Origin of the sequence: Pseudonocardia nigra (assembly GCF_019396355.1) — a bacterium.
GTDB classification, from domain to species: domain Bacteria; phylum Actinomycetota; class Actinomycetes; order Mycobacteriales; family Pseudonocardiaceae; genus Pseudonocardia; species Pseudonocardia nigra.
In genome coordinates this window covers 1-19,108 of sequence record NZ_JAHKRK010000156.1, presented here as the reverse complement: position 1 = coordinate 19,108, position 19,108 = coordinate 1, and the positions used below count along the sequence as shown (strand labels likewise).

Annotated in this window: 24 protein-coding genes and 1 pseudogene; 17 read left to right on the top strand and 8 right to left on the bottom strand. The window is 72.3% G+C overall.

Features of this window, described 5'->3' with window-relative positions; genetic code table 11:
• Positions 1-119: 119 nt before the first annotated feature.
• On the bottom strand, positions 120-1,547 hold the full coding sequence (gene merA, locus KME75_RS28950) for a mercury(II) reductase (protein WP_443690185.1): 1,428 nt from the start codon (positions 1,545-1,547) through the stop codon (positions 120-122).
• A gap of 107 nt (positions 1,548-1,654) precedes the next feature.
• Here merA and KME75_RS28945 point away from each other — a divergent pair, with 107 nt between their 5' ends.
• The 5 genes from KME75_RS28945 to KME75_RS28925 all read left to right on the top strand — a co-directional run bounded on the left by KME75_RS28945 (position 1,655) and on the right by KME75_RS28925 (position 4,186).
• Entirely contained in the window at positions 1,655-2,089 is a 435-nt protein-coding gene (locus KME75_RS28945; RefSeq protein WP_308283185.1) for an ArsR/SmtB family transcription factor, read from the top strand.
• Positions 2,086-2,370 (top strand): mercuric ion transporter MerT, encoded by a 285-nt coding sequence (merT, locus tag KME75_RS28940; RefSeq protein WP_219418053.1) that lies wholly within the window; start codon positions 2,086-2,088, stop codon positions 2,368-2,370. Before KME75_RS28945 ends, merT begins: the two co-directional genes overlap by 4 nt.
• A gap of 11 nt (positions 2,371-2,381) precedes the next feature.
• Positions 2,382-2,792 (top strand): MerR family transcriptional regulator, encoded by a 411-nt coding sequence (locus tag KME75_RS28935; RefSeq protein ID WP_246633050.1) that lies wholly within the window; start codon positions 2,382-2,384, stop codon positions 2,790-2,792.
• Between the two features lie 75 nt (positions 2,793-2,867).
• Entirely contained in the window at positions 2,868-3,539 is a 672-nt protein-coding gene (merB, locus tag KME75_RS28930) for an organomercurial lyase (RefSeq protein WP_219418052.1), read from the top strand.
• The gene (locus KME75_RS28925) at positions 3,536-4,186 is read left to right on the top strand and encodes an alkylmercury lyase family protein (protein ID WP_219418051.1); all 651 of its coding nucleotides are present in this window, start codon (positions 3,536-3,538) and stop codon (positions 4,184-4,186) included. Before merB ends, KME75_RS28925 begins: the two co-directional genes overlap by 4 nt.
• A gap of 211 nt (positions 4,187-4,397) precedes the next feature.
• Here KME75_RS28925 and KME75_RS28920 read toward each other — a convergent pair whose 3' ends face one another.
• From KME75_RS28920 to KME75_RS28905, 4 genes are all read right to left on the bottom strand, one after another.
• Positions 4,398-4,664, bottom strand: a complete 267-nt coding sequence (locus KME75_RS28920) for a glutaredoxin family protein (RefSeq protein WP_219418050.1) — start codon at positions 4,662-4,664, stop codon at positions 4,398-4,400.
• Positions 4,661-5,371 (bottom strand): peroxiredoxin family protein, encoded by a 711-nt coding sequence (locus tag KME75_RS28915; protein WP_219418049.1) that lies wholly within the window; start codon positions 5,369-5,371, stop codon positions 4,661-4,663. Before KME75_RS28915 ends, KME75_RS28920 begins: the two co-directional genes overlap by 4 nt.
• The gene (locus tag KME75_RS28910) at positions 5,349-6,254 is read right to left on the bottom strand and encodes a cytochrome c biogenesis CcdA family protein (protein ID WP_219418048.1); all 906 of its coding nucleotides are present in this window, start codon (positions 6,252-6,254) and stop codon (positions 5,349-5,351) included. The genes KME75_RS28915 and KME75_RS28910 overlap by 23 nt, the downstream gene beginning before the upstream one ends.
• A gap of 109 nt (positions 6,255-6,363) precedes the next feature.
• Complete coding sequence (locus KME75_RS28905; protein WP_219418047.1) at positions 6,364-6,570, bottom strand: hypothetical protein; 207 nt, start codon at positions 6,568-6,570, stop codon at positions 6,364-6,366.
• Between the two features lie 335 nt (positions 6,571-6,905).
• On the opposite strand from KME75_RS28905, the gene KME75_RS28900 reads away from it, so the two are divergent.
• The 3 genes from KME75_RS28900 (at position 6,906) to KME75_RS28890 (ending at position 9,299) form a co-directional block, all read left to right on the top strand.
• Complete coding sequence (locus KME75_RS28900; RefSeq protein ID WP_219418046.1) at positions 6,906-7,289, top strand: BlaI/MecI/CopY family transcriptional regulator; 384 nt, start codon at positions 6,906-6,908, stop codon at positions 7,287-7,289.
• A complete protein-coding gene (locus KME75_RS28895; protein ID WP_219418045.1) occupies positions 7,286-8,236 on the top strand; it encodes a M56 family metallopeptidase in 951 nt (316 codons plus the stop codon). The genes KME75_RS28900 and KME75_RS28895 overlap by 4 nt, the downstream gene beginning before the upstream one ends.
• Positions 8,237-8,390: 154 nt before the next feature.
• On the top strand, positions 8,391-9,299 hold the full coding sequence (locus KME75_RS28890) for a F510_1955 family glycosylhydrolase (protein WP_219418044.1): 909 nt from the start codon (positions 8,391-8,393) through the stop codon (positions 9,297-9,299).
• A 54-nt stretch (positions 9,300-9,353) separates the two neighbouring features.
• Here KME75_RS28890 and KME75_RS28885 read toward each other — a convergent pair whose 3' ends face one another.
• Entirely contained in the window at positions 9,354-10,091 is a 738-nt protein-coding gene (locus KME75_RS28885; protein WP_219418043.1) for a cytochrome c biogenesis CcdA family protein, read from the bottom strand.
• A gap of 96 nt (positions 10,092-10,187) precedes the next feature.
• Here KME75_RS28885 and KME75_RS28880 point away from each other — a divergent pair, with 96 nt between their 5' ends.
• The 9 genes from KME75_RS28880 to KME75_RS28845 are packed head-to-tail and all read left to right on the top strand — an operon-like array spanning position 10,188 to position 16,777.
• Entirely contained in the window at positions 10,188-10,919 is a 732-nt protein-coding gene (locus tag KME75_RS28880) for an ABC transporter ATP-binding protein (protein WP_219418042.1), read from the top strand.
• On the top strand, positions 10,916-11,605 hold the full coding sequence (locus KME75_RS28875) for a heme exporter protein CcmB (RefSeq protein WP_308283184.1): 690 nt from the start codon (positions 10,916-10,918) through the stop codon (positions 11,603-11,605). The genes KME75_RS28880 and KME75_RS28875 overlap by 4 nt, the downstream gene beginning before the upstream one ends.
• Positions 11,602-12,327, top strand: coding sequence for a cytochrome c biogenesis protein CcsA (gene ccsA, locus KME75_RS28870; protein ID WP_219418041.1), 726 nt, complete (start codon positions 11,602-11,604; stop codon positions 12,325-12,327). The genes KME75_RS28875 and ccsA overlap by 4 nt, the downstream gene beginning before the upstream one ends.
• Positions 12,320-12,442 carry a hypothetical protein gene (locus KME75_RS45220; RefSeq protein ID WP_281424738.1) on the top strand — a complete coding sequence of 41 codons (123 nt, stop codon included), beginning with the start codon at positions 12,320-12,322 and terminating at the stop codon, positions 12,440-12,442. The genes ccsA and KME75_RS45220 overlap by 8 nt, the downstream gene beginning before the upstream one ends.
• Entirely contained in the window at positions 12,439-12,870 is a 432-nt protein-coding gene (locus KME75_RS28865; protein ID WP_308283181.1) for a cytochrome c maturation protein CcmE, read from the top strand. The genes KME75_RS45220 and KME75_RS28865 overlap by 4 nt, the downstream gene beginning before the upstream one ends.
• The gene (locus tag KME75_RS28860) at positions 12,867-14,843 is read left to right on the top strand and encodes a heme lyase CcmF/NrfE family subunit (RefSeq protein ID WP_219418040.1); all 1,977 of its coding nucleotides are present in this window, start codon (positions 12,867-12,869) and stop codon (positions 14,841-14,843) included. Before KME75_RS28865 ends, KME75_RS28860 begins: the two co-directional genes overlap by 4 nt.
• Positions 14,836-15,333 (top strand): cytochrome c-type biogenesis protein, encoded by a 498-nt coding sequence (locus tag KME75_RS28855; RefSeq protein ID WP_219418039.1) that lies wholly within the window; start codon positions 14,836-14,838, stop codon positions 15,331-15,333. Before KME75_RS28860 ends, KME75_RS28855 begins: the two co-directional genes overlap by 8 nt.
• Complete coding sequence (locus KME75_RS46170) at positions 15,330-16,127, top strand: tetratricopeptide repeat protein (protein WP_219418038.1); 798 nt, start codon at positions 15,330-15,332, stop codon at positions 16,125-16,127. Before KME75_RS28855 ends, KME75_RS46170 begins: the two co-directional genes overlap by 4 nt.
• On the top strand, positions 16,124-16,777 hold the full coding sequence (locus KME75_RS28845; RefSeq protein ID WP_219418037.1) for a TlpA family protein disulfide reductase: 654 nt from the start codon (positions 16,124-16,126) through the stop codon (positions 16,775-16,777). The genes KME75_RS46170 and KME75_RS28845 overlap by 4 nt, the downstream gene beginning before the upstream one ends.
• A gap of 36 nt (positions 16,778-16,813) precedes the next feature.
• Here the strand turns inward: KME75_RS28845 and KME75_RS46165 are convergent, their stop codons facing one another.
• Positions 16,814-17,983, bottom strand: coding sequence for a rhodanese-like domain-containing protein (locus tag KME75_RS46165; RefSeq protein ID WP_219418036.1), 1,170 nt, complete (start codon positions 17,981-17,983; stop codon positions 16,814-16,816).
• A gap of 520 nt (positions 17,984-18,503) precedes the next feature.
• Positions 18,504-18,773: pseudogene (locus KME75_RS46990) on the bottom strand (CopD family protein); the annotation flags it as partial.
• Positions 18,774-19,108 lie beyond the last annotated feature (335 nt).

Sequence of the window (19,108 nt, the reverse complement as noted above, 5' to 3'; positions counted from 1 at the left end):
GCCGCCATCCGCCGCTTCATCGACGCATGGAACGAGCGCTGTGAACCGTTCATCTGGACCAAGGACGCCGAGGCCATCCTGGCCAAAGCGCAGCGTCAAAAGACTTCGGACACGAGACACTAGGACGCGCAGCAGGACAACTTCGCGACGTCGCGACTGAAGGTCTGGGCGGCCAGCTTGAGCCCTTCGGCCATGGTCAGGTACGGGCACCACAGCTCGGCCATCTGTCTCACGGTCATCTGGTTGGCCAGCGCGTAGAGGGCGGCGGTGATCACCTCGCCGGCCGCGTCGGCCAGCGCGTGCGCGCCCAGCAGCCGGCCGGTCGGGCGGTCTGCGACCAGCTTGATCAGGCCGCGGATGTTGCGGTTGACCAGCGCGCGCGGCACGTACTCCAGCGGCAGCACCCGGCACTCGCAGGTGTAGCCCTGCTCCTGCGCCTGTGCGTCGGTCAGGCCGGCCGAGGCGATCTGCGGGCTGGTGAACGTCACCCGCGGCAGATGGTGGTAGTCCAGCGTGCGCCCAGCGTGGTCGAAGGCGTTGTCGGCCACGACGGCTCCGTGCGCGCCGGCGACGTAGACGAACTGCGGGTGGCCGGTGACATCGCCGGCGGCCCAGATCCGCGGGTTGTCCGTCCGCAGGTACTCGTCCACCACGACCTCGCCCCGGGCGCCGACCTTCACCCCGACCGCGGCCAGGTTCAGCCCCTCGGTGACCGGGCGCCGGCCGGTGGCCACCAGCAGCTGGTCAGCGTGCAGCACCGGGCGGGTGGCGTCGGCGTCGCGCAGCTCGACCTGGATCCGGCCGCCGTCGCGGTGCGTGGCGGTGACCACCGCGCCGGTGTGCACGCCGATGCCCTCGTCGGCGAAGATCCGCGCGAGCTCGGCGGAGATCTCCGGCTCCTCACCGGGGGCCAGCCGGTCCTCCATCTCCACCAGGCTCACCTGCACGCCCAGGCGTGCGAACAGCTGTGCCTGCTCCAGGCCGACGTAGTTGCCGCCGACGACGACCATCGACTCCGGCAAGACGGCCAGCTCCATGGCTGTGGTGGAGGTCAGGTGGTCCACCTCGTCCAGGCCGTCGATCGGCGGCTCCCACGGCCCCGAGCCGGTCGCGATCAGGTAGTGCTCGGCCTCCACCCGTGTCCGCCTGCCGTCGGCAAGCGCGACCTCCAGGGCCGGGCCGTCGACGAACCGCGCCGTGCCGGGCAGGATCTCCCAGCCGTACTCGGCGGCCAGGTCGACGTACTTGTCCGCGCGCAGGCCCTCGACCAGCTCCCGCTTGCCGCCGATCAACGCGGCCATGTCCACCGCGTCCGCGCTCGTGCGGATCCCGGGGACGTGCTGATCCAGCGCGACGTGGCGGGCTTCGGCCGCCGCCAGCAGCGCCTTCGAGGGCACGCAGCCGGTGTTCACGCAGGTGCCACCGACCGTGCCCCGCTCGATCATCACCACGGTCTTGCCCTTGCGGCGCGCGGCGATCGCCGCCGCGAACGCGCCGCCACCCGAACCGATCACCGCCAGGTCGTAGCTCACCACGAGTCTCGCCACCCTTTCGGTCCTACACATCCGGCTACCCGGATGCGACGAGGTGAACCTATGCTAGGGCCAATTCATCCGCATAGGCGGATTTTGGAGCGGGTGAGAGGAGCGGGTGGGTGACGACGACCAACTGCGCCGGGGGCGTGGACTGCTGCGACGCCCCGCTGACGCTGTTGCCGGGCGGGCCGGAGGGGGTCGCGGTGCTGGCGAAGTTCTTCCGCGCTCTGGGTGATCCGGCCCGGTTGCGGCTGCTGGAGTTCCTGCTGGCCGGCGAGCGCTCGGTGAGCGAGTGCATCCGGCACATCGGGCTGGCCCAGAGCCGGGTGTCCTCCCACCTGGCCTGCCTGGCCGACTGCGGCTACGTCCAGTTCCGCCGGGAGGGACGGTTCTCCTACTACCGCGTCACCGACCCGCGGGTGGCCGAGGTGGTGCACCTGGCGCGGGCGCTGGCGGCCGACAACGCCGCCGCGCTCGCCGCCTGCATGCGCATCGACGCCCGGGCGCCCACCGAGTCCAGGCCGACAGAGCCGGCGGCCACGGGGTCGTCGTGAGCGACCAGCACCGAGACCACTGGTCCGTGGCCGCGGGTTCGGCCTTCGCCGGCCTGATGGTGCTGTGCTGTGCCGGTCCGGCGCTGCTGGCTGCCGGCGCGCTCGGCGCTCTCGGCGCCGTCCTGGCCAATCCAGTCGTGATCGCCATCGGCGTGCTGCTGGCGGCCGTCGCCGTGCTCTGGGCGTTCCGGCGCCGCCGCCGGCTCGCCAGGACCGGCGGGCACAACTGCTGCCCGCCTCGCTCCGGTTCCGAGCACCCGTCCCTCCACGCGAAACACTGAGGACCAGGCTGATGAGCACCAGGCTGATGACGGTCGGGGAGCTGTCCCGGCGCACCGGCGCGCCGATCAAGACCCTGCGCCAGTACACCGACTGGGGCCTGATCTATAGCGTCGGGCGCAGCGCCACGAACTACCGACTGTTCGACTCCGACGCCTTGTGGTGCGTCCAGGTGATCGGCCAGCTACGGGGACTCGGGCTGACCGTGGCCGAGATCCGCGAGCTCACCGGCACCGCAGCGCCGATCGGTCCCCGCCTGGCCGAGCTCCTACACCGGTCCCGGGAGCGGCTGGTCCGGCGCGTCGCCGAGCTGCAGCAGACGCTGCGCCGCATCGACGAGTTCGAGGCCATCCACCACACGGAATTGCCCGCTTGGGGCGGTACCTGCTGGGCGGGCGACCCCCGGTGCGCGGAGAGCGCTTGACCCTCACCCCGGGGTCAGACCATACGGTCGCGCCCGACCACGCAACCACCAGACCATCCCGTGGGAGGTAGGACCGTGACCAGCACAAACGCCACGCCAGCGATCGCGGAGCTCACCAGGCCGGGCGGCGCCCTCGACCTCGGCACCGACAAGGCCCGCCTGCTGATCCGCATGCTCCGCCTGCTCGCGCAGGGCCAGCCCGTCACCCGCGACCACGCCCTGGCGGCGACCGCGGACCTGGGTATCGAGCGGGAGCAGGTGCACATTGTGCTCGATGCCTGGACCGAACGCGACGACGACGGCCGGATCGTCGGCCTCGGGGTGACCCACAACCCCTCGCCTCACCAGATGACCGTCGATGGTGTGCGGATGTGGGCATGGTGCGGGATGGACACCCTGATCTTCGCCCACGTGCTCGACAAGCCGATCGCGATCGAGTCGACAGCCCCCGGCACGAGCGAGGTTGTGCGACTGCACGCCAGCCCGTCCGGAGTCACCGATGTCGACCCTGTCGAGGCGGTGGCCACCCAACGCGTGCCCCGCAACGACCAGGTCGACTTCAGCACTGCGACCGCGATCTGGGGCACCTTCTGCCACCACAACCACTTCTTCCCCAACCGCGCCCAGGCCGAGCAGTGGGCCGCCGGCCGCGACGACATCGTCATCCTGTCCATCCCGGACGCCTTCGCGGCGGCCCGCGACATGGGCGGCGCCCTGCTGCGCTACGAACCGGAGACGGCCCGATGACTGACCGTCCCGATCTCGAGCTGAACAAGTGCGCCGCGGCCGCCGCGCTCACCCCACCAGCCCGGCAGCTGCACCGGTGGGCGTTGACGGCGTTCGCCGAGACCGGCCACGCACCGTCGCGGGCGGACCTGGAGCGGATGGCCCGCGACCACGGCATAGATCCCGACCTGGTCCTGGCCGAACTGACCGGGCGGGACGTCCTCGCCGTCGACGAGCAGGGCAAGATCCGCGCCGCCTACCCGTTCTCGCCCGTCCCGACCCGCCACCGCGTCACCTGGGACGGCAGCGCAGGCGTGTACGCGATGTGCGCCATCGACGCCCTCGGCATCTCCGCCATGCTCGGTCTCCCGGTCACCATCACGAGCACCGAACCGGGTACCAACCACAGCGTGACCGTGCAGGTCGACCACCACAAGGCAGGCTGGGAACCCGAGACCGCGGTGGTATTCGCAGGCAGCACCGCTGACACCTGCTGTCCGTCAGTGGACCGCACCTGTAGTCACATCAACTTCTTCACCACGCCGAAAGCCGCCCACGACTGGGCCGCGAGCAACCCTGCCATCACCGGCGTCTTCCTGGACCAGGACCAGGCATTGACCAACGCCATCGTCGAGTTCGGCGCCCTCATGCAGCCCATCAACCAGTAAGCGCGGCAGGCAGCGTCCTGCCGACGTCGCCCGCGTCGCCAGGACGCTGATCATGCTCACCGAGATCAGCGGCCGCTCTGTCCACCTCGACAGCAGGCCGACCCGTCCGGCCGGTGGCCGACGAAGCACGGCGATCAGGCAGCCTCACCTGGTGCGAGGCAGCCATTGCCCGGGACGACGAGATCATGTCGCAGGCCCCAAGAGGACACCGCTAGGCAGTGTTCTGTCGCCCGAGTGCACGGCGGAGCTTGCGCTCGGACAGCCGGCCGTAGCTGAACGCTTGGCCATTGATGAGGACCCCGGGCGCGAACAGCACACCGGCCGATGCGGCGAGGCGCTGACCCTCCGCCGTCGCCAGATCGATCTCACGGACCCGCAACGAGTAGTCGTGTCGAACTCGGGTCAGGATCTCCTTGGCCACGCCGCAGAACGCGCAGTCGTCCTGAGTGAGTAGCGTGATTTCGACGCCTCGACTCACCGCACCCGCTCCTGCTCCAGATCGGCGAGCAAGTCTTCAGTGGGGAGGTACATCGTGTAATCGGGGGCGCCGCCGTAGTCGGCGCGCCACGTGATCTGGCCGTCCGGTCCGACGAGAATGAAGCTGTGGCCGTTGCGGGAGGTGCCCATCATGCCGTACTGGTTGGTTGTGTAGGCCCGGCTGACCTTCAACGTGGGGTCGGAGAGCACCGGCGTGGCCAGCCCTTCGTCGGCCATCTTCCGAGCGACCAGGTCGACCGGGTCGGTAGTGATCGACACGATCTCGTCGACACCGGCCGCGCGAAGCGCCACCATGTTCTGTTCCAGGTCACGGATCTGGTCCCAGCACGGCTGACACATCAGCCCTTCCTGGAAGTACAGCAGCACGCTGCGCCCGCGGTAGTCCGACAGGCTCACCTGGCCGCCCGAGCTCGCCGCCAGGGTGAACGGTGGCGCCGTCTCGCCGGCGCCCGGCTCTCCGGAGACGTGGGCGTACCCGCTCGCGGCGGCGCTCGTGGTGCCGTTCGCGCTGGTGGCGGAGGAGTTGTAGATCAGGTAGAGGCCGGCGACCGCAAACACGGCGAGCAGTGCCCAGGCGACCGCCCAGCCCCGCCGCCTGGTCGACCCGGCGGCGTGCAGCACCGTGCCGCGCTGCTTGGTCTGCGGGGCGCGGCGCCTCGTCGACCTACCGGATGTCTTGTTGGTCATGCTCGCTCTCCTCGACGGGGGTGCGGGTAGGGCCGGCGGCGGAGCCGCGCCGGCGCCGGAGCAAATAGGCGAATCCGAGGAGCAGTGCTGCGGCGATGAGCCACCCGGGGAGCCAGGACAGCGCGTTCACGGTGACCGTGCTCGCGTGCTGCAGCCAGGCGCTCACTCGGATCTGCCAGCCTTCGGTCGGCATCGCCGTGCCGGTGAAGGCCAGGACACCGGCGAGTACGCCCATGATGATCATGAGGGCGCCCGCGAGCGCATTGCCCAGCGCGAGCCGGCGTCGCCACCGACCGATTCGCAGCGTGACGTGGCGGCCGGTCAGCAGCCGGGCAAGCCGGTCCTGGTGGCGGTCCCACAGCAGGGCCACCACAGCCAGGGGGGCCACCATCCCGGCGACGTAGGCCAGACCGATCGCGAGGGCCACAGGGAACGATGCCGCCGCCCCGGAGAGCACCGCCACCCCGGCCAGCACCGGAGCGCAGCATGCGCTGGCCACACCGGCGAACATCCCGAGGAAGTAGGCGGAGCGGAAGTTCTTCCGGCCGGTCGTGCGCGCCGCCGGCATCGGCAGGTTCGGCTTCCAACCGGCGAGCATGGCGAGGCCACCGATGAACATCAGGGCGCCGCCGACGAGGAACACCACCGTGTGCTGCTCGATGAGCAACCGACTCAGCGCTGTGGCACCCAGCCCGATCGGCAGGATGACCGTCGCGACACCGGCGCCGAACACGAGCGTCGCCGGTACGACGCCGCCGTGGTGCCGAAAGCCGGTGGCCAGGTAGGCCGGCAGCATCACCGACACACAGCACGGCGCGAGGAGCGCCACCAGACCACCGAGGAACGAGGCCAGCAGGGTCGTTCCCACCAACAGCTCAACCATCACGCATCACCGGGCCTGGCCCCGTTCCACGCCATGTCCCGACGGACCTGCGAAAGGGAAGAACGATGACGGTCTGCGGCGGCCGTGACGGGACGCTCGTCCGACGCCGTCACCGCTGGTGGCCCACCGGCTGCGAGGTCGACCGCGCGTCACGCAGCTGGTCGACCTCGGCGCGCAGCTGAGCAAGCTCCTGCCGCGCCACCGAATCCCCCGGCAGCCCACTCCTCTGGCCGCCGGAGCAACGCATCATCCACATCATCAGGCCCATCCCGATCGGACACGCCACCGCGGCCACACCGAGCAGCAGTGCTTCCAACGTTTCCTCCTCGCTCCGAACTACAGTCGCTCTTCTACGAAGTACGTACGTAGATAGTAGATGAGCCTCGCCTCGTCTCGACCGGCCTCGCCTCATCGCACTCGATCGGGTCCCATCGAGACGTTCGCCGCTCGCACCCCGCGTGCGGGACATGACGGCCGGAAGACGGGGTCACGGCGCTGAGGTCGCCGGCACTGGGGCGGGACGGTAGGGCGACATCGTGAAGATCTGATGAATCGTGCGCCTGTAGTGACGTTGCCCCGGCCCTCGCCGCCGGAGCGGGAGGAGCGAGGGACGGAGCCTTGCTCGCCCGGTTGGTTACCCTGAACGGGGCGATGGTGGGAGGTGACGTGCGCGGGTTCGGTGAGCTTGAAGGCGTCGTCATGCAGCACTTGTGGGCGGCGGAAGGCGGGGCCACGGTGCGCGAGGTGTACGAGCAGATGCGGCAGGACCGGCAGATCGCCTACACCACCGTGCTGAGCACGATCCACAACCTGCACCGGAAGGGCCGCTTGACCCGGGAACGCGAGGGCAAGGCGCACCGCTACCGGGCGACGGCGAGCCGCGCCGAGTACAGCGCCACGGTCATGCGGGAGGTATTGAGCAGCGGGGGCGACTCCGAGGCCATCCTCAGTCATTTCGTGGGTCAGATGAGTGAGGAGGAGTCGCAGCGGCTTCAGGAGCTGTTGCGCCGCCAGGCGGGGGAGGCTCGGGCGTGAGTCTCGCCGTATGCCTGCTGGGCTACGGCTTCGCCGTCGCCGTGTTCGCTCCGGACGTGCTGCTCCGCGCGACGCACAGTGGGTGCGCACCACGAATGGGCATTCGGCTCTGGGTGCTGGCCATCGGCAGCGTGCTCGTGGCATGGATCGCAGCCGTCGTTCTCGCAGCCATCGACCTGCTCCTGGCCCGCGGAGACCTCGGCCAAGTCCTGGCCGGATGCGTCGCGATCCTGCACGCCGCGGTCACCGGGGCGCACGGAACACCGGTTCAGGTGGGTCTCGCCGCACTGGCGGTACTCGTGGTGGCCGGGTTGGTCGTACTGGCGGCGCGACTCGGAGGCGCCCTCGATCGCACCCGCCGCCACACCCATCGGCACGCCGATGCCGCCCGGCTGGTCGGCCGGTGGGACCACGCGCTCGGCGCCGTGGTCGTCGATGCACCGGACCGATTGGCCTATGCGGTCGCGGGGCGTCCACACACGATCGTGCTGAGCCGGGCCACCGTGGACGCCCTCGACGAGCCGCACCTGCAGGCCGTGCTCGCGCACGAGCGAGCCCACCTCGCCGGTCGTCACCATCTGCTGCTCGCCATCATCCGAGCGCTGGCAGCCACCATGCCGCGGATCACGCTGTTCACGGCAGGCAACAGGGAGCTGAGCCGGCTGCTCGAGATGCGCGCCGACGATGCGGCAGCCCGCGAACACGGCCGCCGGACCCTGGCCGAAGCGCTGCTCGTCCTCTCCACCGGGTCCACGCTGCCTCCTCGCGCACTGGCCGCCGCCGGGACCGCGGTCGCAGACCGGGCCGAGCGGCTGATGTTCCCGCCCGCCCCCGAGCAGGTCCGAGCAACCCGGCTGCGCCTCGGCCTCGCCGCCATCGCACTGTTGATCGGGCCGCTCCTGGCGCTGGCCCAGTCCGGGCTCTGCGACGCCGTGATCTCCATCTGACCCCCGGCCCCGCCTGCCGCGGTCGGGTCGACCACCCCCATCCCGTGCAGCGATTCGTCGCGTGGTCACCCCACGGGTGCGCCGCCTGACAGCCCGCCGACTAACCTCCGCAGCGCATACGTAGGTTCGTCGATACTCAGGAGCTCAGGTGCAGATGCGACTCCCCAGGCCGCGCCGGACGGCACGGTCGGCACTCCGGACAGGCCTCGTCGCGGCCGCACTCGTGGCGCTCGCCGGGTGCGGCCAGGCCGCCGACAACGCCGCGCCCGCCGACGGGACGGCAACGGCGGCGCCCGCCGAAGCGGCGGCAATACCGGAGCTCGCCCACGTGCACGGGCTCGGGATCAATCCCGCCGACGGGAACCTGTACGCGGCCAGCCACTTCGGGGTGTTCCGCCTACCGTCGAACGGTGAGCCCGAGCAGATCGCGGGCCGCAGCCAGGACACCATGGGGTTCACGATCGTCGGCCCGGATCACTTCCTGGGCAGCGGCCACCCGGACCCGAGCGAGACCGACCAGCCTCCGCACCTCGGATTGATCGAGAGCACCGACGCCGGTAACACGTGGCGCTCGCTGTCCCTGTCGGGTGAGGCCGACTTCCACGCGCTGGAGGCGGCGCACGGCCGGGTGTACGGCTACGACAGCCAGACGCGCCAGCTCATGGTGACCTCCGACAAGACGACGTGGGATCCGCGCGCCCGGCTCGCCCTGGCGGACTTCGCCGTCTCCCCCGATGACCCCGATGTGCTGCTGGCCACGACGGAACAGGGCCCGGCACGCAGCACCGGCGGCGGCCGGACGTTCTCCCCGATGCCCGGCGCACCGCTCCTGCTGCTGCTGGACTGGCCGTCCACCGATCGGCTCGTCGGCATCGCGCCGGACGGAGCGGTGCATACCAGCGCGGACGGCGGCGGTAGCTGGACGGAGCAAGGCCGGGTTCCCGGACGGCCCGAAGCACTCACCACGCACGGCACGACGGACGTCTACGTCGCCACCGACTCGGGCATCCACCACTCCGGCGACAACGGCCGCACCTTCTCGATGTTCCAGCCACTCAGCTGAGGGGCGCGGCCTCGTCCGGCGGGCCAAGCGAGACGCAGCCGGGCTCCATGCGCTTCAGATCGGTGGCCAGCCGAACCGGGCGTACCAGGCGAGCATGCTGCTCATCACGGCGGTCCATTCGCCCGTCATCATCAGCACACCGGTGGCCACCAACGCCACGCCGCCGACGAGTTCGATGCGGCGACTGTGCCGGCGCAGCCAGCCGAAGCGGTCCCGCCCACGGTCGATACCCGCGGCCAGGGCGAGGAACGGCAGCCCGAGGCCGAGTGAGTACGCCAGCAGCAGCAGCGCTCCCCGGCCGAGGTCGGCGCTGCTCGCGGCGGTGGTGAGGATCGAGGCCAGCACAGGTCCCACGCAGGGGGTCCAGCCGAACGCGAAGGCCGCACCCAGCGGCAGCGCGCTGCCCGGACCGGCACCGACGCGGCCGAGGGCGGGCCGCATCTCGCGCTGCAGCACCGGGATCCGGAGCAGGCCGGTCATCGCCACGCCCATCACCACGACCACGGCCCCGCCGACAACGTTGATCGCGGCCAGGTTCTGGCGCAGCATCAGCCCGAGCGCGGAGGCGGTGGCGCCCAGGGTGGTGAACACGGTGGTGAACCCGGCAACGAAGAGCACCGCGCCGAGCAGAACCCGCCGGCGCGCGGGGATCGTTCCGTCGCCGGCCCTGGAGGTTCCGGACAAGCCCGAGACGTAGGACAGGTAGCCGGGCAGCAGCGGTAACACGCACGGCGAGCTGAACGACACCGCGCCGGCCACTGCGGCCAGCGACATCAGGGCGAACAGCTCCACGTCGCGCTCCTCCCTCCGGGTTCTCAACCCGGCCGGCACTCTCCCATCTACGGAGTGCGATAGTAGGTCAGTCGGGAGAGAGCGAACGGGGACGAGATGCTGCGCAATGCACACCTCGCCGGCTCGGGGTCGGCCGGACCTCGCGCGCACGGCGAGGCCCGGCTGGTGTGCCTCGATCGCGTCGATGTGACCGTGCAGCGGACCCCCGTGCTGCGGAGGTTGGACCTGGAGCTTCGGCCCGGTGAGGTGCTCGGGGTGCTCGGCGCGAACGGCTCAGGCAAGACGACGCTGTTGCACCTGCTCGCGACGTTGATCGCGCCCTCGGCCGGCGGTGGCCACGTGCTCGGAGCCGCCCTCGGCGCGTCGGGCTGCGCCGCGGTGCGACCCCGCATCGGCCTGATCGGGCACCAGCCGGCGCTGTACCCGCAGCTCACCCTGGCCGAGAACCTGCAGTTCGTGGCGCGGCTCACCGGACGCACCGCCGACGCTGCCGACCGGGCCTTGACCGCCGTCGGGCTCGCTGGCGCCGCGCAGCGGCGGGCGGACCGGTGCTCGCAGGGCATGCTGCGGCGCACCGAGCTGGCCCGCGTGCTGCTCACCGAACCGCTGCTTCTCCTGCTCAACGAGGTCCACGCGGGCCTGGACTCCGCCGCTACGGGGCTGGTCGACGAGGTGGTGCGCCGGGTGCGCGAGCGGGGCGGCGGGTGTGTGCTGGTCTCGCACGAGCCCGACCGGCTGACCGGCCTGGCCGACCGCCTCGTCCGGGTGCTCGACGGCCGCGCCGTTCCGGTCCCGTCGAACGTGGAACGGTCGGAGGCCCGCCGGTGACGGCCGGAACGGGCCCGCCGGTAGCCCCGCTCACCCAGTGCCTCGAGTTGGCCCGCAAGGACCTGCGCATGGAGCGGCGGGCCGGTGAAGCCCTGCTCGTCACCGCCCCGTTCGGAGCCGTCGCGCTGCTGCTCGCTCCGCTGGCCGTCGGGGTCGACACGCCGATGCTGCGCGAGCTGGGGCCGGCGCTCTACTGGTTGGTCGTGCTGCTGTTCGGCGTATTGGTCACGCTGCGGGCCAGCGCGGTGGACGGGCCGGCGCAGCTGGCCCTGCTCCGGCTGGCCGGGGTCGGGCCGCGGATCCGGCTCGCCGGGCGTGCGGTGGCCAACGGTGTGCTGTTGCTGGCGTTCCAACTGCTGCTACTCCCGGTCGCCGTGGTGCTCTACGACCCGGACCTGACCGGATGGCCCTGGCTGGTCCCGGTCTTCGTGCTGGTGGCCGCCGGGCTGGCCCTGCTCGGGGCGCTCGCCGACGCGCTCGCGACCGGCTTGGCGGGGCGCACCACGCTGGGCCCGTTGCTGGTCGCGCCCGTCGCGGTGCCGCTGCTGCTCGGCGCGACCGGTGTGTTGACCGCGGCGCGGTACGGCCGTCCGCCGTGGCCGTGGCTGCTGCTCGTCGCCACCGTCGACCTGATCGCCGCGCTGCTCGCCGCGTGGTGTGCCCGGTACCTGGAGGATCTGACATGAGCGTGTTCGGCCGCCGTCTCCCGGTCGTTACCGGCATCGCCGGTGCGGGCGGGCTGGCGGCTGCGATGGCGTCGCCGCCCGACTACGTGCAGGGCGAGCTGGTGCGGCTGATGTACGTGCACGTGCCCGCGGCGTGGACGGCGTTCCTGGCCTACGGCGTCACGTTCGCCGCGAGCCTCGGGTGGCTGTGGCGGCGCCGTCCCGGCCTGGACCGGGTGGCCGCGGCCAGCGCCGAGGTCGGGGTGCTGTTCACCGGGCTGGCGATCGCGCTGGGGTCGATCTGGGGCAAGCCGACCTGGGGCGTCTGGTGGACCTGGGATGCCCGTCTGGTCACGACCGCGCTGCTGTTCTTCATCTACCTCGGCTACCTGGCCCTGCGCCGCGCCGCGCCGGACCCGCTGGCGCGGGCGCGGCGGTCGGCGGTGTTCGGGGTGGTCGCGTTCGCCCAGGTCCCGCTCGTGCACTTCTCGGTGTTGTGGTGGCGCACGCTGCACCAACCGCCCACGGTGCTGCGGCCCGGCGACCCGGCCATCGATCACACGATGCTCGCCGCGCTGCTGGTGAACGTCGTGGCGTTCACCCTGCTGTACGCGCTGCTGGTGCGCGCCCGGGCGGGGCTGGCCGCGGCCGAGGAGGAGCTCGACGCCGCCGAGGAGGCGCAGCCGCGGCCGCTGGCCGGCGATGCGGTGTCCGCACCGGGATGGGAGGGATCCGATGTCTGAGTGGGCCTGGGTCGCCCTGGGCTATGCGGCGGCTGGCGTCGGGATCAGCGGTTACCTCGTGATGCTGCTGGGACGGGCAGCCGGGCTGCGGCGGCGGGCGGAGGGATCGCGGTGACCCGGACCGCCGCCGGCCCGCTGACGCGCTACCGGTTGCTCGCCGTCGCCGCCCTCGGCGTCGTCGCCGTGCTCGTCGGGCTGCTGCTGTTCGGCAACCTCAACCGCAACCTCGTGTACTACCTCACGCCGGGCGAGGCGGTCGCCCAGCGCAGCGAGTTCTCCGACGGCCGCCGGTTCCAGCTCGGCGGGCTGGTCCAGGAGCGCAGCGTGGTCCCGAGCGCGGACGGCGTCCGCTTCGTGGTCACCGGCACCGAACCCGGCGGCGCCACCGTTCCGGTCGACTACCGGGGCGTACCGGCCCAGCTGTTCGCCGAAGGCATCGGGGTGGTGCTCGAGGGCTCGTGGCGCGGCGACGAGTTCGCCGCGGACACGATGAAGGTCAAGCACGACGAGAACTACCGACCCCCGGAGGGTGAGGCGACGTGACGACGGTAGTTCCGGCCGCGGGATGGGCCGGCGCCCTGCTCGGCCTGGCCGGCTCGATCGTGCTGGCCGTGCTCGGCCTGTACGGCCAGCGTCGTCCCGACGTGGTGCGGCGCCCCCAGCTGGCGATGGCCGTCGCCAGCATGCTCGGTGGGGCGGTACTGGCGATGACCGCGCTCGAGGTCGCCCTGCTCACCGACAACTTCGCCGTGTCCTACGTCGCGGAGAACCACTCGCGGGCCACGCCGCTGCTGTTCACCATCACGAACGCGTGGGCAGCGCTGGAGGGGAGCCTGGTGCTGTGGGTGCTGGTGCTCGCGGGCTACACCGCGGTGGTGCTGCGCCAGGTGCCCGACACCACCGACCGGCTCGGCACCGGGGCCCTGGGCGTGCTGGGGATGGTCGCGGCGTTCTTCTTCGGGCTGCTCCTGCTCGCGGCCAACCCGTTCGAGATCCTGGCCGACCCACCGGCCGACGGGCCCGGACCCAACCCGATCCTGGCCGACCACCTGATGGTCGCCTTCCACCCCCCGGCGCTCTACCTCGGTTACGTCGGGTTCACGGTGCCGTTCGCGTTCGCGATGTCGGCCTTGCTGCTTCGCCAGGGTGGCGTGGAGTGGCTGCGCCGGACACGTCGGGCGAACCTGGTTGCGTGGACCTTTCTCACCGGGGGCCTGCTGCTCGGCGCGTGGTGGTCCTACGAGGTCCTGGGCTGGGGCGGCTATTGGGCCTGGGATCCGGTGGAGAACGCGGCGCTGATCCCGTGGCTGGTGGCCACGGCGTTCGTCCACTCCGCGGTGGTCCAGGTGCGTCGCGGGATGCTGCAGGCCTGGAACTTCGTCCTGGTGCTGGCCACGTTCGCGCTCACGGTCCTGGGCACCTTCCTGACCCGGTCGGGGGTGGTCGCGTCGGTGCACAGCTTCACCGAGTCCGGAGTGGGTCCGGCGCTGCTCGCCTTCTTCGTGCTGGTCCTCGGCGGCGGGTTCGCACTCGTCGTGGCGCGGGCCGAGCGGATCGCCTCTGTGTCCCGGCCGGAGTCGCTGGCCAGCCGCGAAGGGGTGTTCCTGGTCAACAACCTGCTGCTGAGCCTGTTCGCGTTCGTCGTGCTGCTCGGCACCACGTACCCGATCTTCGTGGAGGCGCTGACCGGGCAGCAGGTGTCGGTCGGGCGGCCGTTCTTCGACCGGATGGCGGTCCCGCTGTCCTTCGCGTTGCTGCTGGCCATGGGGGTCGGCCCGGTCACCCCGTACCGCCGCGCGAGCGCCGCGGTGATGTGGACGCGGCTGCGGATCCCGCTGCTGCTCGCCAGCGCCGCCGCCGCGGTAGTGGTGCTGGCCGGGGTGCGGTCCCCTGGTGTTGTGGCGGTCGGCGGTATCGCGACCGGCATCGTCGCGTCCATCGGGCGCCAGCTGTTGGTCACCGCGCCCAGCCACCGGCCGGCGGCGGTGCTGCGGCTGCTGCGCGGTCAGCGCGGCTACTGGGGTGGGCAGCTGGCCCACGTCGGGGTGGCGCTGGCCGCGGTGGTCATCGCGGTGTCCGGCGGGCTGGCCGAGCGGGCCACGGTGCCGCTGGACCGCGGGCAGTCGGTCGACTTCGCCGGCTACTCGATGACGTTCGAGGTCAGCGAGCGGCACCAGCTGCCCGACCGGCTGGTCATCGATGCGCACATCGTCTTCCGGGACGCCGCCGGGGAGGTCGTCCGGGTCGCCGAGCCGCGCCTGAACTCGTTCCCCAACCAGCCGCAGGCGGTCGGCAACCCGTCGGTCTGGTCGACCCCGACCCGCGACATCTATGTCTCGCTGGGCAGCCTGGATCCGGACCGCGTGACGCTGAACCTGTTCCGGTATCCGCTGATGGTGTGGCTGTGGGTCGCCGGGCTGCTCATGGTGGCCGGTGGCTTCTGGGCCCTAGGAGGACGCCGACGCCAGGTCGCGGGCCCGGCCGAGCCTCGCGTGAAGGTGAGGACCGGTGGCTGAAGCACGCTGGCGTCGCGGTTCGCTCGCCGTTGCGATCACGGTGATCGGCCTGCTCGCGGTGACGGTGGTGACGCTGCTGACCGCGGCCGCGCCGGCCCCGGACCGGGTGCAGGAGCTGTCGGAGCGGCTGCGCTGCCCCGTCTGCAAGAGCGTCTCGATCGCCGAGTCGCCGTCCGAGACCGCCGCCGCGATGCGGCAGGCGGTCACCGAGCAGGTGGCGGCCGGGCGCACCGACGAGGAGATCGTGGACTACTTCCGCGCCAGGTACGGCGACTGGGCCCTGCTCGACCCCCCGCGCCGGGGGACGACGCTGCTGGTGTGGCTGGTCCCGCTGGGCGCTGCTGCGGTCGGGGCCCTGCTCGTGATGACAAGGGTGCGCCGCCGACCCGAGATGCCCGACGAGGAGCTCCCGGCAGCGACCCGGGAACGGCTGGACGCGGCAGTCGACCGCGTCCGGGCCGACCTCCGAAGCGGGGAGGACGAGCCGTGACGGATCGACAGGTCCGGTTGCGGCAGCTCGCCGACCAGGCGGTGCGCGACATCGTCGAGCTGGATGTGCAGGTTGCGGCCGGCGAGGTCACCGAGGACGTCGCGCAGCCGTTGCGCCGCCACTACGAGAACCTGGCCGGGCGTGCACTCGAGGCGCTCGACGCCGAGATGGATGCCGACGCTACCGACCCGTCGACGTCCGGCTCCCGGTCGAGACACCCGCTGGCGTGGGCGCTGGCGTACGCGCTGGCCGGGGCCGCTCTCGTTGCGGCCGTCATCCTGCTGCCGGCCTCGGTGGTCGAGCGCCCGGCAGGCGGCTTCGTCACCGGGAACGAGGCGGTGCAGGGACTCGCCGGCGACCCGTCCGCCGTGAGCAACGACCGGCTCGAGGAGGTCGTCGCCGCCAATCCCGAAGTCGTCGGCATGCGGCTGGCGCTGGCCGACCGCTACGTCGCGCAGGGCGCGTACGGCAGTGCGATGCGCCACTACCTGGAGGCGCTGCGGCGCGAACCCGACAACGCCGACGGCCTCGCCGGGCTGAGCTGGCTGCTGCTGCAGATCGGCCAGCCGGAGGAGGCCCTGGCCACGGCGGACCAGGCCCTGACGATCAGCCCGTCCTTGGACCGCGCACTGTGGTACAAGGCGAACATCCAGCTCTACGGGCTGAACGATCCCGCCGCCGCACGGGTCACGCTGCAGGAGCTCAGCACCCGTGACCTGACCCCGCAGGTCCGGGACCAGGTCGACCGGCTGCTGGCCGCCGCCCGGGAAGACGGAGCGGGGGAACCCGGATGAGTGATCTGCTGGCTCCGAAGCCACCCCGGCGCCGCTCACGGCGGTTCCGGCTGCTGGCGGTGGCCGCCGCGGTGGTCGTGCTCGGCGCGGTCGGCGTGGGTGCCGTCTTCGGGTCCCGGCTGGGCACCGACCCGACCCTGGTCGACAGCCCGCTGATCGGGCAACCGGCACCGGCGGTGACGTTGCCCTACCTGGAGGCCGAGGGAACGCTGTCGCTGAGCGAGCTGCGCGGTCAGGTCGTCGTGGTCAACTTCTGGGCGTCGTGGTGCGTCGCGTGCCGGGAGGAGCACCCCGCCTTGCTCGCAACCGCCGCCCAGTACCGCGACGCCGGGGTCGTCCTCGTCGGGATCGACTACCAGGACTCGCAGGCGGCGGCCCAGGCGTTCCTCGACGAGATGGGCCGCGGTGGGGAGAACTACCGCTACGTCACCGACCCCGGGTCGCGCGCCGCGCTGGAGTTCGGCGTCTTCGGCGTGCCCGAGACCTTCGTCCTCGACCGCTCCGGCACCATCGTCGCCAAGATCACCGGGCCGTCGACCTACCCGCTGCTGGCCGGAGCCATCGACGCGGTGCTCGCCGGGCAGCGGCCGGAGTCCAGGACGGGTGGGCCGGTGCAGCCCGGGCGGGGGGAACCCGTGGCGGGTGGCTGAGCGCCACCCGGGTGGACCCGGTGCCGGTCGGGCCGGTCACCGCTCCAGTGGGTAGGCGGCGTTGCGCCAGGCGCTCATGCCGCCGGTCACGTTCACGACATCGCGCCGGCCGCGGTGGGCGAGCAGGCCGGCCGCGACCGAGGAGCGGTAGCCGCTGCCGCAGGTGACGGCAACCGGCCGGTCGTCAGGTACGTCGTCGAGCCGTTCGGGCAGTTCGGCGCCGGTGATGAAGGTGGCGCCGGGGGCGTGCCCCGCGTGCCACTCGTCGGGCTGGCGCACATCCAGCAGGTGGATCTCGCCGCGGTCCAGGCGGTCCTTGAGCTCGTGCACCGTGATCTGCGGCGTGGAGTCGACGGGCCGGGCGGTGGTGCGCCAGGCCGTCATGCCGCCGCGCAGCCACCCGCGCGGCATCGGGTAGCCGATGCGCAGCAGCTGCCACGCCACGTCCCAGAGGTCGCCGGGTCGGTCGAGCACGAGCAGCACGTCGGCCTGGTCGGGGAGCACGGTGCCGGCCCAGGTGGGGAACGCGGCGCCGAGACCGACGTTGAGCGCGCCCGGGATGTGACCACCCCCGAACGCCTCGGGGGCCCGGGTGTCGAGGACCAGCGCGCCGGCGTCCTGCTGCGCGGCGAACTCGGCCGCGGTCAACGCGGGCGGTTCGGCGGGCACCCCGAGCGGCGCGACGCCGGCCAGGTTCTGGCTGCGCATCCGCCGCCAGTACGGCGGTACCGCGGGCAGATTGTCCAGACGCAGGCACTCGCGCACGAAACCCTCCGTCGAGTCGACCTGGGCGAGGATCGCGTTCGTGCGGCGCTCGTACCCCACCGTGGTGGACAGTCGGCTGCCGATGTTGCCCCCGCACAACGATCCGGCGACGTGGGTGGGGAAGACCTCGACGTGGTCGGGCAGCGGCAGCAGCGTGGTCTGGATGGTCTCGCAGAACGCCTGCGCGGCCTGGCGGGCCTGGTCGGGTCCGCCGAGCAGATCGGGCCGGGCGAGGTCGCCCACCAGCAGTGCCCCGCCGGAGAGCATCAGCGCCGGGCTGTCCGCGCCGGCCGTGCGGTCGTAGACCAGCAGGCTGATGTGCTCCGGGGTGTGCCCGGGGGTGTGCACCACCTCGATGCCCACATCGCCGAACTCGATGACCTCTCGATCCTTCAGCGGCCGGTGCGGGTAGCCCAGCTCCCCGGCCGCGGATCCCCACACGGTCGCCCCGGTCCGTGACTAGCATCGGCTCGGGCAGCGGGGCGCTGGTGTTGCTGGTGACCATCTCGAAGACCTCGAACTCGCCGGCCGCGCGCATCGCGGCCACGACTGCGGGCAGCAGGTCGCCGGCAGGCTGCGGCGGCCAGGCGACGCGGCCGGCGACGGCGCCGCCCTGCCACCCCGCCGCTGCGACTCGCAGGCCGAGGAGGTTCTCGCCGTCCTGCCAGCCGGTGGCGGCGACGAAGCAGCCCTCGCCGCAGTCCCGGAACTCCAGGTCCGCCGCTCGCGCGTCGGGTCCGGTCAGGGTGCCGCTCAGCTGGTACTCGGTGCGCTCCTCGGGTCCGTAGTAGTCGCCCCGGCGCGGAGCGCTCAACCGCACCACGAGCTGCCCCTCGCTGGCTGCGGCGCTGACCCCGATCTGTCCGGCGAGATCGCCGATCGGCACCACGGGCCCCACCGGTGCGGGAGCCGGCACCGGCTGCGCGCCGCGGGCCGGCGGCGCCGAGACTAGTGCCGCGCTGACGGCGAGGACTCCGACCAGGACGGCGCCTTCGATCCGGGTCGACCCCCGCAGCCGCCCCAGCCGGCCGTCCGGGCCGCCGAGCGCGCGACGGCCGAGGATCGCCAGGACGACCGCGGAGGCCACCAACGCGAGCTTCACCAGCAGGATCCGGCCGTACGCGGTCGTCGTCAGCGCCGACCACGGGACCAGGAGCACGGCGGACACGCTGCCGGTGGCCACGACCGCGAGCAGGAGCCACAGGGCGAGCCGCGCGTAGCCCAGGACCACCCACCGCACGGCGGGTGGCCGGGCCCGCCACACCCATGCCGCCCTGCCCGCGTGCAGCAGAGCACCGACCCAGACGGCCGCGGCGGCCAGATGCACGCCGGTGAGCACGCCTCCCCAACCCGTCGTGACCACCGCAGCATGTGAGCGCACACCCTCGGCCACGACGACGAGCAGCAGCACGGCTGCGGCCCACGGGTGCCGCCGACGCGTGGCCAGCCCCAGGGCGACGAGCGAGGCGGCGAGCTCGACCAGGACGATCTGCCCCGGCCGATCCCGCCACAGCACATCCGGCCCGTCCCCCACGGCCAGCACGGCGGCCAGCCCGGCAGCGCCGG

Excerpts from the sequence above, each read along its gene's own strand:
- KME75_RS28925 (WP_219418051.1), top strand. The coding sequence starts at position 3,536 with ATGACTGACCGTCCCGATCTCGAGCTGAACAAGTGCGCCGCGGCCGCC.
- KME75_RS28900 (WP_219418046.1), top strand. The coding sequence starts at position 6,906 with ATGGTGGGAGGTGACGTGCGCGGGTTCGGTGAGCTTGAAGGCGTCGTC.
- KME75_RS28880 (WP_219418042.1), top strand. The coding sequence starts at position 10,188 with ATGCTGCGCAATGCACACCTCGCCGGCTCGGGGTCGGCCGGACCTCGC.
- KME75_RS45220 (WP_281424738.1), top strand. The coding sequence starts at position 12,320 with ATGTCTGAGTGGGCCTGGGTCGCCCTGGGCTATGCGGCGGCTGGCGTC.
- KME75_RS28935 (WP_246633050.1), top strand. The coding sequence starts at position 2,382 with ATGAGCACCAGGCTGATGACGGTCGGGGAGCTGTCCCGGCGCACCGGC.
- KME75_RS28845 (WP_219418037.1), top strand. The coding sequence starts at position 16,124 with ATGAGTGATCTGCTGGCTCCGAAGCCACCCCGGCGCCGCTCACGGCGG.
- KME75_RS28910 (WP_219418048.1), bottom strand. The coding sequence starts at position 6,254 with ATGGTTGAGCTGTTGGTGGGAACGACCCTGCTGGCCTCGTTCCTCGGT.
- KME75_RS28890 (WP_219418044.1), top strand. The coding sequence starts at position 8,391 with ATGCGACTCCCCAGGCCGCGCCGGACGGCACGGTCGGCACTCCGGACA.
- ccsA (WP_219418041.1), top strand. The coding sequence starts at position 11,602 with ATGAGCGTGTTCGGCCGCCGTCTCCCGGTCGTTACCGGCATCGCCGGT.
- KME75_RS28915 (WP_219418049.1), bottom strand. The coding sequence starts at position 5,371 with ATGACCAACAAGACATCCGGTAGGTCGACGAGGCGCCGCGCCCCGCAG.